Source organism: Pseudomonas sp. NFR09 (assembly GCF_900111535.1).
Taxonomy (GTDB): Bacteria; Pseudomonadota; Gammaproteobacteria; order Pseudomonadales; family Pseudomonadaceae; genus Aquipseudomonas; species Aquipseudomonas extremorientalis.
Genome location: NZ_FOIH01000003.1, coordinates 220,959 through 235,732, shown reverse-complemented (window position 1 = coordinate 235,732; position 14,774 = coordinate 220,959). Strand labels below are relative to the sequence as shown.

General features: G+C 59.4%; 10 protein-coding genes. 5 read left to right on the top strand and 5 right to left on the bottom strand.

All coding sequences use genetic code 11. The features are described 5' to 3' along the window. The first annotated feature begins 1 nt into the window (after window position 1). Window positions 2-379, top strand: a complete 378-nt coding sequence (locus tag BMX59_RS08440) for a response regulator (RefSeq protein WP_092243633.1) — start codon at window positions 2-4, stop codon at window positions 377-379. 51 nt (window positions 380-430) lie between these two features. Here the strand turns inward: BMX59_RS08440 and BMX59_RS08435 are convergent, their stop codons facing one another. From BMX59_RS08435 to BMX59_RS08415, 5 genes are all read right to left on the bottom strand, one after another. Continuing rightward, window positions 431-5,107 (bottom strand): hypothetical protein, encoded by a 4,677-nt coding sequence (locus tag BMX59_RS08435; protein ID WP_093121014.1) that lies wholly within the window; start codon window positions 5,105-5,107, stop codon window positions 431-433. Window positions 5,108-5,270: 163 nt separating this feature from the next. Further along, complete coding sequence (locus BMX59_RS08430) at window positions 5,271-6,941, bottom strand: ATP-binding protein (RefSeq protein WP_092243627.1); 1,671 nt, start codon at window positions 6,939-6,941, stop codon at window positions 5,271-5,273. Then, window positions 6,938-8,443, bottom strand: coding sequence for an ATPase domain-containing protein (locus BMX59_RS08425; RefSeq protein WP_092243624.1), 1,506 nt, complete (start codon window positions 8,441-8,443; stop codon window positions 6,938-6,940). The genes BMX59_RS08430 and BMX59_RS08425 overlap by 4 nt, the downstream gene beginning before the upstream one ends. Window positions 8,444-8,549: 106 nt before the next feature. Next, on the bottom strand, window positions 8,550-9,608 hold the full coding sequence (locus tag BMX59_RS08420) for a tetratricopeptide repeat protein (protein WP_092243621.1): 1,059 nt from the start codon (window positions 9,606-9,608) through the stop codon (window positions 8,550-8,552). A 70-nt stretch (window positions 9,609-9,678) separates the two neighbouring features. Further along, window positions 9,679-10,572 (bottom strand): bestrophin family protein, encoded by an 894-nt coding sequence (locus tag BMX59_RS08415; protein WP_093121013.1) that lies wholly within the window; start codon window positions 10,570-10,572, stop codon window positions 9,679-9,681. A 201-nt stretch (window positions 10,573-10,773) separates the two neighbouring features. Here BMX59_RS08415 and BMX59_RS08410 point away from each other — a divergent pair, with 201 nt between their 5' ends. The 4 genes from BMX59_RS08410 to BMX59_RS08395 are packed head-to-tail and all read left to right on the top strand — an operon-like array spanning window position 10,774 to window position 14,660. Continuing rightward, window positions 10,774-11,541: an SDR family NAD(P)-dependent oxidoreductase gene (locus tag BMX59_RS08410; RefSeq protein WP_071488294.1), complete on the top strand. Its 768-nt coding sequence runs from the start codon at window positions 10,774-10,776 to the stop codon at window positions 11,539-11,541. A gap of 12 nt (window positions 11,542-11,553) precedes the next feature. Beyond that, window positions 11,554-12,738: an acetyl-CoA C-acyltransferase gene (locus tag BMX59_RS08405; protein WP_093121012.1), complete on the top strand. Its 1,185-nt coding sequence runs from the start codon at window positions 11,554-11,556 to the stop codon at window positions 12,736-12,738. Window positions 12,739-12,747: 9 nt separating this feature from the next. After that, window positions 12,748-13,875: an acyl-CoA dehydrogenase gene (locus BMX59_RS08400; RefSeq protein ID WP_093121011.1), complete on the top strand. Its 1,128-nt coding sequence runs from the start codon at window positions 12,748-12,750 to the stop codon at window positions 13,873-13,875. Between the two features lie 11 nt (window positions 13,876-13,886). Beyond that, window positions 13,887-14,660 (top strand): enoyl-CoA hydratase, encoded by a 774-nt coding sequence (locus BMX59_RS08395; protein WP_093121010.1) that lies wholly within the window; start codon window positions 13,887-13,889, stop codon window positions 14,658-14,660. Window positions 14,661-14,774 lie beyond the last annotated feature (114 nt).

Sequence of the window (14,774 nt, the reverse complement as noted above, 5' to 3'; positions counted from 1 at the left end):
CATGAGTGAAGATGCACAAGATGTCGTTCTGATCGTCGAGGACGACGAATCCATTATGTTTGTGTTGGGTGAATACCTGGCCGGCCTGGGCTATCGGGTGTTGAAGGCAATCGACGGGGAGCAGGCTTTTGAAATTCTCGCGACCAAGCCGCACCTGGACCTGATGGTCACGGATTACCGTTTGCCGGGGGGGATCTCCGGGGTGCAGATTGCCGAGCCTGCGCTGTTATTGCGACCGGAATTGAAAGTCATCTTTATCAGTGGCTATCCGCAGGAGATCCTCGACTGTAAAAGCCCAATCACGCGCAATGCGCCGATCCTGGCCAAGCCGTTCGACCTCGATACACTGCAAGAGCATATCCAGCGGTTGTTGGCGTGATGACCTTTGCCATGGCGGGGATCCGCCAGCCATGGCAATCAACGACGCTCCTCAGTCTCTGGCTAAGTCCAGTATCTCCTTGACCTTATTGGCATCGAAGATGCCGTCCCCCCCGTCGTCACGCAGCTTGAACGTTCCATCAGGCGCCACTTCAACCCCGACGGAACTGGCGTAGGTAACGGACACATCCTTGCGTTGCAGCATCGCTAACAAGGGCTTGTTGTTATAGACGTCCTGTTGCCGAATCGCGTTGGCAACTCCGACGACACTCCGGGTACGAGTGCCTGCGACGAAGATGACTTTTCCACCGTTCGCCAAGTCTTTTTCAACACCGTTCAACCACGTAAACCCATTACTTCCATTGTTGACGGGCTGCGCCAGGTTGCTCTCGTTCAAGTGCACCAGTGTGCGTTTCTGGTAGATGCCGTCCTTCATGTCTGAGAGCACTACCACGGCCGAACAGTCACTCAGGCCATTGGTGCTGAGCACGGTAGTCCGGTCATTGACGGTATGCGACTGGCCCGTGAATACCTCAAATTTTTCAGCCTTCCCTGTTGTGATGGGGGCGTGTGGCGGCACCGGTTTTGATGGCATTGGCACGGACGTCGCTGTTTGCGATTTAATGACGATTGGCATTTCACTCAACTCCTTCACGGTTTTGTCCGAGACGGCGGTAGTCTTTTTCCATGAGTCGTCATACACGCTGACTTCAAACTCCAACTTGTCCGGGTTTTTGCTGTGAGTTGTGTATTGAACCGGCAGGTCTTTATCGGTGAACACTTTGTGCAGGCCTCGTTTCATAGCCTCCGGGCTGCTGAACGTTGCGATCCCAAAATTGGGGTCATAAAAAAACCACTTTTTATTCACGCCTTCGCCCATGACCCCTGCCATCATTGCGTGCCCAGGGATGCCAATCATCAGCGTTTTCGGTGTATTGGACGTCGCCAACTCATCAAGCATTTCGTGGTAACCCATTTTTCGGCGCATATTGCCAGCATGAAATAACGTCGGACCGGTCAGTTGTTTTTGTACGGTCGTCAACTGGTCAATGAACGCCCGCGAAGCAGGGTCGGTCGGGTTTGCGGCGGCCGTGTACAAGTTGCCAATAAACTTAGCCTCGGTGCCTTGCTGCATGGCGCTCGCCATCAGTCTGGACATGGCTGAGCATTGGCCTTGGGAGAGTGGATTGGTCTGACTGAGATAGAACACCTGAGGGGCTGCTACAAAGCGGCCACCGGCTTCGCTGATACTTTCATAGAATCGGTTGACCCCTTTAAAACCGTGCTGTACCGCCAGCCGTTCTACGTGTCGAACCAACGTGCCGATCTGCTCCGGCGTCAGTTGTCCTTGGGTTGCCAGCTTCATGATGTCTTCAGATTTCATAGCCGCGCGATAACCCGGTACTGATTTCGGATCACCATTGTCATATCCCTTTTGGAATTGCGTCTTGTCTGCCGCGTTTTGATGGCGTTCAACCATCTCAGACCAGCGTTGACGCGTGCGTGCTGACGCCGGAGTCATTACCCGCTCTATTGCTTCCCATTTGCCCAACGCCTGTTCCCCTGACAGAACCGAGGGTTGAAAGTCGTCCAGCGCCTTGCCAAATGGGAGACCCTTCACGCTGTCGAAGGCGTACCATTTGCCTCCGCTCAGGACGGCCGGGCCTTCCATGATCGTGTCTTGCAGCTTGAATGTTCCGAGAGCACTGGCGTCGAACCGTTTGCTGGCGTTGATCAGGTCATAACTGTTGGTTCCACGCAGCAGCCGATAGGCGTGAGTGGAGCCTTTCTTTCCGGCATTTGCCAGGGAGATGGCCAGGTCGCCTACGCCATCAAGCGGGTTGAGCGCACCGATCGCCGTTCGCCCCAGTATTTTCCCGCCATAAGCCGCTTTGGTCAGTATTGAAGCCCCCCCCTGGAGGGCCTTGATACCTTTTGCCGCCCCCGCTGCCCCTAGAAGGAAGCCGAAGGCATCAAGTGTCAGGTCCACGATACCGTCGCCATAACGTCCCTCTTTGAAGTTATTGATTGCAGACCTCAAAGGAATCAGGTTCAGCATGAACTCCATGGCGTTCTTGTAAAAGGGCACCTCGACATCGAATGTGGTCTGGCCCGCGGCAAGTTGTCTGGACGATTCAGTATCCACCTCTTTTACCATGGCGTTCGCTATGTAAGATGTACGCTCGCTGCTGAAGCTGAGGGGGATACCCGCTGCACCCTTTGTTTCATCGGTTATTGTGTCAGCATAATTTCCCGATGGGATGACGGCCTGGTACTCCGTATAGCGCGAGACGCCTCTGGGACGGGCCTCGCCCACGACGAAATCCCCGAGGTCGTCACGGGTGCGGATCTTGTTTTGCTTGATATCGATTTCATAAATATTGACCTTGCCGGCGCGCTCGGTCCTGACCAGAAAACTATGACCTTCGGAGACCGTCGTGCTGCTCTTTGGGGCCTGACTGTAAGGCCAGTACTCATGAATGACGGGCTTGGCCAGCGTGATTTTTCCGAATTCGAAGTTTTGCCGATCTGACAGGCTTAGCCCTGCGATCAAATGCTTGACCTGGGTCGCCACGCTTCTATTTATTTTGTCTGAATAGTTCGGGAAGGCGACCCGAAAGTACTCTCGCAAGTTCGGAAGGCTTTTGAGCGTGTCTTGCATCGCGTCGAAGTCGACATCACGAGAGGTCGATACCCATTTGTTTGCTGAATCGGCCTGGTCGCGTGTGATTCCATCATAAAACCCAGGGGTTCCCCGTGCAGCGTCATGGATGTAAAGGTCCAGGACTGAATAGGGGCCTGGAAAGTCCAGATGTTGACGTTTCAACTGGATGCACTTCTTCTCGAAAAGTGCGGGGTCCATATCCGGGAAGGCTTTTTTCAGCTCTTCCAGGCCCTTCCTTTTGACGTCAGGTACTTCCATCGAGTGCGCTGCTGAAGCCGCCCTCAATTCGTTCAACTGTTGATCGAAGGCGACCTGCACCGCGCGCATCGCCTCAACAGTCTGTGGACAGTCCATGCCATTGACGACGGCCCAGTCCTTGAGTGCTTCTTGCTGGGCCAGGTACTCTGTCAGGCGTTCCTCTTGTGTAATGGGGGCGATGTCCGCAATACGCATGACATGCTCGTAGGTCATTGTTGCCGTTACACCAGGCGCAGCCTTTTCAAGGCGTCTGACGGCCGTGACCAAACTGACCCACATATGAGTGCCGAACTTCACCTCATTGGGAATCTCCTTGACCAGCATTTCCGGGGCTTTGACTGATAAATAAATATATGCTTGAAGTCGCGCTTTTTCGTAGGACGATGACTGGCCGGTATCGAGCAAGTGATTGGTGATATCCAGGATGAGATCCGACGCTGAGCAGCCACCGTTTCTCGCATCAGTCAACAGAAACCCTGCTACCTGATGTTTACCGTGCTCGGCGCGCGAGGAGTCCACATGCATAAGCGTGAACAGCCATTCAGTGACCGTGCCCTTGACTGACCGGGCAGCGAACTTGGCTTGAACGGCTTGCCCCAGCGCCTGGCCTTTTGGCGATTTAATCCGTGTGTCAATCAAATCACGCGGTTTGTTGAAGGCTGAAGGCTCGATAAATTGCCCGTCCATCAAATACTCAAGTACGTTCTTGAAGCGCGTGAGGTCAATGTCGCCAAATTTGCCGTGTCGCAGGTCGGCTTCCAATTGAGTTACAGAGGTTTCATCCAGTGCAACAGGCCAGGCCAGCGCCCCCCCATAGTTACCATTGGGGGGACTTTGAAGCGGTGGGGTGCGTAGTTTTTTTATGAGGTTCTGCACTTGCGCCAGATCGGTTGGCACCTCCCACCCCTCGCTTTCGAAAAACTGCTTGAGAGTAGGGGTGGTGCCAGCGTGTACATTATGAGTGTCGCGATGAACCGAGAGATGATATTCCGCCATATATTCCGGTATGTCAGCGGGGCCAGATTCAAGCATTTTAGCCAATGACGTCATCAGCTCGACCACATTCAGACGGGTTTGGTTGCTCCCCAGCATAGCTTTATGAGCGGCCAATTCGTGTTCGCTGCGTGCCTCCTGCAACGCCGAAAACATTGGGTCATTCACCACTTGGAAACCTGCTCCTGCCTCGAGTTGGGCTGCCCGCTCCTGATTGGAAGGGGCTGGATTAATGTGCAGTTCCTTGTAGAAATCCCTGATCAGCCCTAAGGGCGCGATATTGCTGGTTTTTGCTTGGGGAGGCTTGAATGTGAGGAAATACGCACCTGACGCAATAACACGCGCCGCGATCATCAACGGCTTACCAATCGCAGCCCATTCCGCGTCATCCTTTCCCAATGAGCGCTTGATCTGACGCGGATCCGAATGACGCTTGAGTTTGTAAAAAATCTTCCCCGTCCCCGGATTGAGCTCTACCGAGTCGGGGTCGATGTCTTTGCTATTCATCCAATGGGCGAAGTCGGGCGCCTGGAAGGCGTGCCTCAACTGCGCCCACCATTGACCGAAGGTTGAATGGGGAGCAATAGGGGAGACAGGCATGTCAGAGTTGTAGCCGCTGGGTGCGCTGGCCAATGCCCGTCCATACTGCCTGGACAGCTCCAGATCACCTTCGGTCCGGCTGCTTTCGGCAACGGCTTGCGACGCTGCGCTTTCAAGGCGGGGAGCATGCTGCACTGTGATCGGGGGTGGAGGTTGAGTCAGCGAGATTGGCTTCGGGTTTTGCGTGGTCTGAACATGGGTTGCAGTCGTCATAGGCTCTCTCAACGGACGGGCTATTGAATACGGGTGAGCACGTGCGCTGCCCAGCCTGTTGAGCATTTGTATCCAAATAACTACTATCGATTCCGATTGAGCCACACTCAATGATTGCCGGAAATGTCGGCCAAGAGCCCGCACCACCATTTGACGCGGGCAGCTATTGCTTGATCATTTCTCGGACTTTTGCCGTCAATAGATCGAACGTGAACGGCTTGGTGATCAGTTGCATGCCCGGGTCGAGGAACCCACCCCGCACGGCTGCATGCTCGGCATACCCTGTAATGAACAGAACCTTGAGTTGCGGGCGTATCTGCCGGCCGATTTCCGCCAATTGACGACCATTCATACCGGGCAGGCCAACGTCGCTGATCATCAAATCTATACGCTGTTCCGACTCGATAATGGGCACGGCGGAGTTGGCGTCGACAGCTTCCACATACCCGTAGCCCAGCTCCTTCAGAACCGCGCTGACCAGCACCCGCACGGCCGGGTCGTCTTCGACAATCAGCACGGTTTCACCGGCATTGGCGAACGGCAGCAACGCCGGATCCACCACGGCATCGGCGACAACTTCACCGATAAACCGTGGCAGGAACAGGCTCACCGTGGTGCCTTTTCCCACTTCACTATGGATGGTCACATGGCCATGGGACTGGCGGGCGAAGCCATAGATCATCGAGAGCCCAAGGCCGGTGCCCTGGCCGATGGGCTTGGTGGTGAAAAAAGGGTCGAACACGCGGCCCATCACACTTTCCGGAATGCCACAGCCGGTGTCGCTGACGCTCAACTCAACGTAGTCACCGGGCTTCAAGGTGCCATAGGCGGCGGTGAACACGCTGTCGAGATGTCGGTTGGTGGTCTCCACGGACAGGCTGCCGCCACCGGGCATGGCGTCGCGGGCATTGATGACCAGGTTGAGCAGGGCGCTTTCCAATTGGTTGGGATCGGCCTCGGCCGTCCATAGATCAGTCGCCAGACGCATATCCAAGCGAATACTTTCGTTGATGCTGCGTTGCAGCAGCTCCCCCATGGAGGTAACCAGGCGGTTGATCTGCACCGGTTTGGAATCAAGGGATTGACGGCGCGAGAACGCCAGCAGGCGGTGGGTGAGGCCGGCGGCACGGTTGGCCGAGGTCACCCCCAGGTCGATCAGGCTGTCGAGGTCGTCCAACTTGCCTCGCGACACACGCCTGCGCAGCAGTTCCAGGCTGCCGATGATACCGGTGAGCATATTGTTGAAGTCATGGGCGATACCACCGGTCAATTGGCCGACGGCTTCCATTTTTTGTGATTGGCGCAGTGCCTCTTCATTGCTGCGCAGTTGGGCGGTACGTTCCTCGACTTGCTGTTCAAGGGTCTCCAGCGTGCGTTGCAGGCGCAGCTCACTTTCGCTGAGGTCGATCAGGCGGTCGCGGGCTTCGTATTGCCGACGGCGACCGCGCAAGGCAGTGCTCACCAGGCTGATCAGCGTTACCGGGTGGAAGGGGCGCTCCAGGAAGGTCACATTGCCCAGCAGGCCGCTCAGGTGGGAGGAGCCATTCTGTTCGGTCCCGCCGTGGTGGGTCATCAACACAATGGGCAAGTCCGACCATGCCGGCTGCTGGTGCAGGTAGGTCAACAGCGGGTCAAGATCCACCCCACGCAGTGCTTCGGCGGCGATGATCAGCAGCCCGGCGCCCTCATGCAGGGCCTCGCACAATGCCCCAAGGTTGCTGGCGACGATGCCGGCGTACCCGGCTTCATTGAGCATCATCAGCGCCAGCGAGCCATCGCGTCCCATTGGCGCCAATACGATTGCACGCTCGGAGACCGGAATGAGGCCCGTCACACCCCCTCATCCTTGAGCAGCGGGGAGCCGGCGCCCATGTAGGTCGGAATACCGCGCAGGACCCCCTGGAAATTATCCAGCGGTTCGCCAACCGTCATCCCCTGGGCGCCAATCCGGTATTCACGAATAGTGGCTTCATGGCTGCCGGTGCGCTTCTTGATGATCGAGATGGCGCGGCGCACCTTGCCCAATGCTTCGAAGTAGCGCAGCAGAATGACCGTATCGGCCAGATAGGTGATGTCCACAGGCGCCTGCATGTCGCCGACCAGCCCGTGTTGGGCGACGGTCATGAACGTCGCCGCGCCGCGGCGGTTGAGGTAGAGCAGCAACTCGTGCATATGCAGGATCAGCGCATTTTCTTCGGGCATGGCCGCCTGGTAGCCGTTGATGCTGTCGATCACCACCGTCTTGATGCCGCGCTCATCGACACAGCGGCGCACCCGGTGGGAAAACTCGCCCGGGGACAATTCGGCCGCATCCACCTGTTCGATCAGCAGGTTACCGGTCGCCTGCAGGGCGGCTAGATCGATCCCCATGTTTCTCATGCGCTCGAACAGCAGCCCCAGTTCTTCATCGAAGATAAACAACGCGGCTTTCTCGCCCCGCGCCACGGCGGCTGCGGCAAAGATCATCGAGATCAACGACTTGCCGGTACCGGCCGGGCCGAGGATCAGGCTGCTGGACCCGGTCTCGACACCGCCGCCCATCAACGCATCCAGCGCGGCGATGCCGCTGCTCAAGGTCTCGCGCTTGTAGCCGCCACGATGTTCGGCCGCCACCAGGCGCGGGAATACATGAACGCCGTCGCCCATGATGGTGAAGTCGTGAAAGCCGCCCCGGTATTTCTGGCCTCGGTACTTGACCACCCGCACGCGACGGCGCTCGGCACCGTAGTTGGGGGTCAGCTCTTCCAGGCGGATCACGCCATGCGCCACGCTGTGCACGGTTTTATCGAGGGATTCGGTGGTCAGGTCGTCCAGCAGCAGCACTGTGGTGTCGTAACGCACGAAATAGTGCTTGATCGCGAGGATCTGCCGACGGTAGCGCAGAGAGCTTTGTGCGAGCAGGCGGATCTCCGAAAGACTGTCGATGACCACACGCTTTGGCTTGACCTTTTCCACCACTTCAAAGATCTGGCGCGTGGCCTCGCCCAGTTCCAGGTCGGAGGAGTACAGCAGGCTCTGCTGGTGGTCGGCGTTGAGCAGGCTTTCCGGCGGCGTCAGTTCGAAGATATGGATATTGTCATCCAGGTCCCAGCCATGGGACTTGGCGCCTTGGCGCAACTCACGCTCGGTTTCCGACAGGGTGATGTACAGCGATCGCTCGCCGGCTCTGGCCCCGGCCTGCAGGAAGTGCAGGGCGACCGTGGTTTTACCGGTGCCGGGTTCACCTTCCAGCAGGAACAGGTGACTGCGCGAGAGCCCTCCGGCAAGAATGTCATCAAGACCGTCAATGCCAGTGGCCGCTTTCTCTTCGGGTAATTGCGCTTGGGATGTAGACAAGAAGTGCCCTCAGGTCACATACGAGTAGAGGATGCGCGCCCAAATGGACGCGCCATGTTCTCTTGACCGTAGCAATTTGTGGCGGTTCAACAAATTCCAGTCCGGCCTACAGGCCTTGCTGCAATGCAGGATCGTCCGGATTCTGTTGCTCGAGCTGGGCGAGCAGGACCTGGACGTTCTGCAACTGGCCGCTTTCTTTCCAATAATTGACCAGCAATACCCGGGCTTTGCGATTGGCCGGGTGGCGTTGGATGATCTCTTCGAGTTGGCGTTGCGCAGCCTCCAATTCCTCTTGCGCATGCAACGTCGTCGCGAGGTCGTAGCGGTAATCCTGATTATCCGGCTCCAGCTCCACCGCCTTGGACAGGCCGAGCAGGGCGTAGGGGCGTTCACCATGGTGCAGCAGCCACATGCCCAGCGCATGTTGCAGGTAGGCCGACTCCGGATGCGCGGCCAGCTGGCGTGCCAACAATTGGCGGGACTCCTCGGTCTTGCCTTGCTTGTCCAGCAGCTCGATCTGCGCGACCACGGCTTGCAGGTTATCCGGTTGCAGGCGCATGGCCTGCTCAAGCGCGTTTTGCGCGTCCGGCAGCAGGGCGCTGTGAATGTACAGGCGCGCCAGTTGAATCCAGCCTTCAGCGGTTTCGGGCTGGGCCTTGAGCTTTTTCACAAACTCATCCAGCACCTGCTGCAACGGCCCGAAGTACAGGCCCAGAGTATCGGGAGACAGACCAAGCAAAGCATTGGCGGCGGCAAACCGTACCTCTTGCTCGGGATCATCCAACACCGGGCCGAGCAGCAGCGTGCGCTGGCCGGTGGGCACCAGGCCGACAATGCTGTGGATGGCAGCCTCGCGTACCAGCGGTGAGTCACTGGCCAGGTCTTTGTCCGCCAGTTTCAGCGCCTGGGGGCTGGGGTAGTTGGGCAGTTCGGCGTGCAACGCGGCGCGGCGCTCGGGCGACAGATCCGGCCGACCCAGTTGCTGATACAGCACGCGTGCCGCTCCAGGCTCACCGTTGCGCGCCTGTTTCAAGGCTTTTGAATAACCGTGGGCAATCGCGGGAGGCACGGCTACAGGGGTGGCGCGAGAGAAATACCAGGTGATCAGCACAATCAACAGCAGGGCGCACAGGCCGACGATGGAATAACGGCGTGACTTTGACATGCAGGCGTCCGAAAGCGAGGGCAGCAAAGCCGTCAGCTTCGGTCAGACCACGGCGGGTGTCAAACCCGCGTCAGGTGAGCACGTAGTCCACCGGCTCCAGGGGCGGCGGCAGGTCGGTTTCACCGAGGGCGGCCAACACTTCGCGTTCCAGGGTGCGCAGGAGGGCATTGCAGGGCAGGTCGTTCTCGTCAAAACCGAACGGGTCCTCCAGGTCATCGCCGATTTCATCGAGGCCGAAGAAGGTGTAGCTGACAATCGCGGTGAACACTGGCGTCAACCATCCCAGCGGCTCGGCCATGGCAAACGGCAGCAAAATGCAGAACAGGTAAATGGTGCGATGCAGCAGCAGGGTGTAGGGGAAGGGCAGCGGCGTGCTCTTGATGCGCTCGCAGGACGCCTGCACCTGGCTGAGGCTCACCAGTCGGGTTTCCCATTGTGTGTAGCGCCACTCGCTGATCACACCTTGCTTGGCCAGCACTGAAAACCGGGCGCCCAGCCGTTGCAGCAGGCTGTCGGGGAGGTTGGGGTGATTGGCCTGGACAGTGCCCCACGGCTTGATGGCCTGGGCCTCATCCTCATGGCGCAACCGTGCAACCAGGCCGTGGGCGAAGCCGCACAGGCTGCGCAGCAGGCCAGCACGCTCAGCCGGATCTGTGAGCACCTGGGTTTCGCGGATCAGCGAACGCACATCGATGATCATCTGCCCCAATTGCTTGCGGCCTTCCCACCAGCGGTCATAGCAGGCGTTGTTGCGAAAACTCATGAAAATCGACAACGACAGCCCGAGCAGGGTAAACGGCGTGGCATTGACCTTGGAGAAGTAGGCCGGGTGCAGGGTTTCCACCAGCACGATCACCGAGGCCAGCAGCGTGACCAGCAGGCTGCGCAGGGCGATGCGCTTGGCAATCGAACCCTTGAGCGAGAACAGGATGCCGAAGAGGTTGGGTTTGGGACGGACTATCATGCAGGGGCGGGCTTCTTCAGGTGGCGCAAGCCATCAGGTTAGAAGCAAGTGTCGCTAGCGTCCAATCGCTTGGGCCGACCGGATGATCGGTGGGGTCGATGACTGGCCAAAACAGTCAGGCAGGTTGAAGGCTTTGACCATTGTCGGCGGGCGGCTCTGGCGCGACTATTTCGACGATTCGGACCGTTCAAGGAAACAACAATGCAGATTGAGAACAAGAGCTTCCTGGTCAGCGGGGGCGCATCGGGCTTGGGCGCGGCGACTGCCGAGATGCTGATTGGCGCTGGCGCCAAGGTCATGCTGGTGGACCTGAATGCCGACGCCGTGGCAGCCAAGGCCAGGCAGCTTGGCGACAACGCACGCAGCTGCGTGGCGGATATCAGCCAGGAAGCGGCTGCCGAAGCGGCGGTGCGGGCGACGCTTGCGGCGTTTGGCGGTTTGCATGGGCTGGTGAACTGCGCCGGTGTGGTGCGTGGCGAGAAAATCCTCGGCAAGAACGGCCCCCATGGGCTGGCGAGCTTTGCCCAGGTGATCAACGTCAACCTGATCGGTAGCTTCAACCTGCTGCGCCTGGCCGCCGCCGCCATCGCCGAAACCGAGGCAAATGCCGATGGCGAACGCGGCGTGATTATCAATACCGCTTCGGTAGCGGCGTTTGACGGGCAGATCGGCCAGGCGGCATATGCCGCGTCCAAGGGCGCCATTGCCAGCCTTACGCTGCCTGCAGCACGTGAGCTGGCGCGCTTTGGTATTCGCGTGATGACCATCGCCCCCGGCATCTTTGAGACCCCGATGATGGCCGGCATGACGCCGGAAGTGCGCGACTCCCTGGCCGCTGGCGTGCCATTCCCGCCGCGTCTGGGCAAACCCGCCGAATACGCCGCGCTGGTGCGGCACATCATTGAAAACAGCATGCTCAATGGCGAGGTGATCCGTCTCGACGGTGCCTTGCGCATGGCGGCCAAATAAGGAGCAATTCCCATGACCGATCCTATCGTTATCGTCAGCGCTGTGCGCACGCCCATGGGTGGGTTCCAGGGCGACCTCAAGGGCCTGACCGCGCCGCAGTTGGGTTCCGCTGCGATTCGCGCCGCCGTCGAGCGTGCCGGTGTCGCCCCCGACGCCGTGGATGAAGTACTGTTCGGCTGCGTACTGCCCGCAGGCCTCGGCCAGGCACCGGCACGTCAGGCTGCGCTGGGCGCCGGGCTGGACAAGGGCACGCGCTGCACCACCCTCAACAAGATGTGCGGTTCGGGCATGGAGGCCGCGATCCTGGCCCATGATTCACTGCTGGCCGGCAGCGTCGACGTGGTGATTGCCGGTGGCATGGAAAGCATGTCCAACGCGCCGTACCTGCTGGACCGTGCGCGCAGCGGCTACCGCATGGGCCACGGCAAGGTGCTCGATCACATGTTCCTCGACGGCCTCGAAGACGCCTACGACAAGGGCCGCCTGATGGGCACCTTTGCCGAAGACTGCGCCCTGCACAACGGTTTTACCCGCGAGGCCCAGGATGCGTTCGCCATCGCTTCGCTGACCCGGGCGCAAGAAGCTATTACCCATGGCAGCTTTGCCGCAGAAATCGTCCCGGTGCAGGTCACCTTGGGCAAAGAACAGAAAACCATCCTGCATGACGAACAGCCGCCCAAGGCCAAGCTGGACAAGATCACCAGCCTGAAACCGGCCTTCCGTGAAGGCGGCACCGTGACGGCGGCCAACTCCAGCTCGATTTCCGACGGTGCGGCGGCCTTGTTGCTGATGCGCCAGTCCGAGGCACAGAAACGTGGCCTCAAGCCCTTGGCGGTGATCCATGGGCATGCGGCGTTCGCCGACGAGCCAGGGCTGTTCCCGGTGGCGCCGGTGGGGGCGATCCGCAAACTGATGAGCAAGACCGGCTGGAGCCTGGCTGACGTCGATCTGTTCGAAATCAACGAAGCCTTTGCCGTGGTCAGCCTGGTGACCATGAGCAAGCTGGAGATCCCCCATGCCAAGGTGAATGTGCATGGCGGTGCCTGCGCCCTGGGCCATCCGATCGGTGCCTCCGGTGCACGGATCCTGGTGACCTTGCTTTCGGCCCTGCGCCAGAAAGGCCTCAAGCGTGGCGTCGCCGCCATCTGCATCGGCGGCGGTGAAGCCACGGCGATGGCCGTCGAATGCCTGTACTAAGGAACCACCATGCTGCCCAATGAAGAACAACTGCAAATCAGCGACGCCGCCCGGCAATTTGCCCAGGAACGCCTGAAACCCTTTGCCGCCGAGTGGGACCGCGAGCACCGGTTCCCCAGGGAAGCCATTGGTGAAATGGCCGAGCTGGGCTTTTTCGGCATGCTGGTGCCGGAACAGTGGGGCGGTTGCGACACCGGTTACCTGGCCTACGCGATGGCGCTGGAAGAAATTGCCGCCGGTGACGGGGCCTGCTCGACCATCATGAGCGTGCACAACTCTGTGGGTTGCGTGCCGATTCTCAAGTTCGGTAACGACCAGCAGAAAGAGCAATTCCTCAAGCCCCTGGCCAGTGGTGCCATGCTCGGTGCGTTCGCATTGACCGAGCCCCAGGCCGGCTCTGATGCCAGTAGCCTGAAGACCCGCGCACGCCTTGAAGGTGACCATTACGTACTCAATGGCTGCAAACAGTTCATCACCTCCGGACAGAACGCCGGCGTGGTGATTGTGTTTGCCTTGACCGACCCGGCGGCGGGCAAGCGCGGGATCAGCGCGTTTATCGTGCCGACCGACTCGCCGGGCTACAGCGTGGCGCGGGTTGAGGACAAACTGGGCCAGCATGCCTCCGATACCTGCCAGATCCTGTTTGAGGACGTGAAGGTTCCTGTCGCCAACCGTCTGGGGGAGGAGGGCGAAGGCTACAGGATTGCTCTCGCCAACCTGGAAGGTGGGCGCGTAGGCATTGCCTCGCAATCGGTGGGCATGGCCCGCGCCGCCTTTGAAGCAGCCCGCGACTACGCCCGCGAGCGCGAAAGCTTCGGCAAACCCATCATCGAGCACCAGGCCGTCGCTTTCCGTCTGGCGGACATGGCCACGCAAATCGCGGTTGCCCGGCAGATGGTGCATTACGCCGCTGCACTGCGCGACAGCGGCAAGCCGGCACTGGTGGAAGCCTCGATGGCCAAGCTGTTTGCTTCGGAAATGGCCGAGAAAGTCTGTTCGGCCGCCTTGCAAACCCTGGGCGGTTACGGTTACCTGAGCGACTTCCCTCTTGAGCGGATCTACCGCGACGTGCGGGTCTGCCAGATTTACGAAGGCACCAGCGATATCCAGCGCATGGTCATCTCACGCAATCTCTAAGGAGCCGATACATGAGTTACGAAACCATTTTGCTTGAAGTCCAGGGCCGCGTCGGGCTGATTACCCTCAATCGCCCGCAAGCCTTGAACGCCCTGAACGCGCAACTGGTCAACGAGTTGAACCAGGCGCTGGATGGCCTTGAAGCCAACCCGGAGATCGGCTGCATCGTGTTGACCGGCTCGAAAAAAGCCTTCGCCGCCGGTGCCGACATCAAGGAAATGGCCGAGCTGACCTACCCGCAGATCTACCTCGACGATCTGTTCAGCGACAGCGACCGCGTGGCCAACCGCCGCAAGCCGATCATCGCCGCCGTCAACGGCTTCGCCCTGGGCGGCGGTTGCGAACTGGCGTTGATGTGCGACTTCATCCTGGCCGGTGACGGCGCCAAGTTCGGCCAGCCGGAAATCAACCTCGGCGTACTGCCCGGCATGGGCGGCACCCAGCGCCTGACCCGTGCGGTGGGCAAGGCCAAGGCCATGGAAATGTGCCTGACCGGGCGCTTTATCGATGCGGTGGAAGCGGAGCGCTGCGGGATTGTTGCGCGTATCGTACCCGCCGATGAACTGCTGGACGAAGCGCTGAAAGTCGCGACGCTGATTGCCGGCAAGTCGGTGCCGATCAGCATGATGGTCAAGGAAAGCGTGAACCGAGCGTTCGAAGTGAGCTTGTCGGAAGGCGTGCGCTTTGAGCGCCGGGTGTTCCATGCGGCGTTCGCCACGCAGGATCAGAAGGAAGGCATGGCGGCATTCGTGGCCAAGCGCGCGCCGGAGTTCAAGGACAAATAACCCGGTGTCAAAGACACTGAGTATCAAAGCTGGGAGGGGGCTTGCCCCCGATAGCAGTGGTTCAGTCTTCACATCTGTTGACTGACCCACCGTCATCGGGGGCAAGCCCCCTCC

What these genes read in the sequence shown, in the direction of transcription:
- BMX59_RS08415 (WP_093121013.1), bottom strand. Translation starts at nt 10,572, where the DNA reads ATGATAGTCCGTCCCAAACCCAACCTCTTCGGCATCCTGTTCTCGCTC.
- BMX59_RS08410 (WP_071488294.1), top strand. Translation starts at nt 10,774, where the DNA reads ATGCAGATTGAGAACAAGAGCTTCCTGGTCAGCGGGGGCGCATCGGGC.
- BMX59_RS08440 (WP_092243633.1), top strand. Translation starts at nt 2, where the DNA reads ATGAGTGAAGATGCACAAGATGTCGTTCTGATCGTCGAGGACGACGAA.
- BMX59_RS08405 (WP_093121012.1), top strand. Translation starts at nt 11,554, where the DNA reads ATGACCGATCCTATCGTTATCGTCAGCGCTGTGCGCACGCCCATGGGT.
- BMX59_RS08420 (WP_092243621.1), bottom strand. Translation starts at nt 9,608, where the DNA reads ATGTCAAAGTCACGCCGTTATTCCATCGTCGGCCTGTGCGCCCTGCTG.
- BMX59_RS08400 (WP_093121011.1), top strand. Translation starts at nt 12,748, where the DNA reads ATGCTGCCCAATGAAGAACAACTGCAAATCAGCGACGCCGCCCGGCAA.
- BMX59_RS08435 (WP_093121014.1), bottom strand. Translation starts at nt 5,107, where the DNA reads ATGACGACTGCAACCCATGTTCAGACCACGCAAAACCCGAAGCCAATC.
- BMX59_RS08395 (WP_093121010.1), top strand. Translation starts at nt 13,887, where the DNA reads ATGAGTTACGAAACCATTTTGCTTGAAGTCCAGGGCCGCGTCGGGCTG.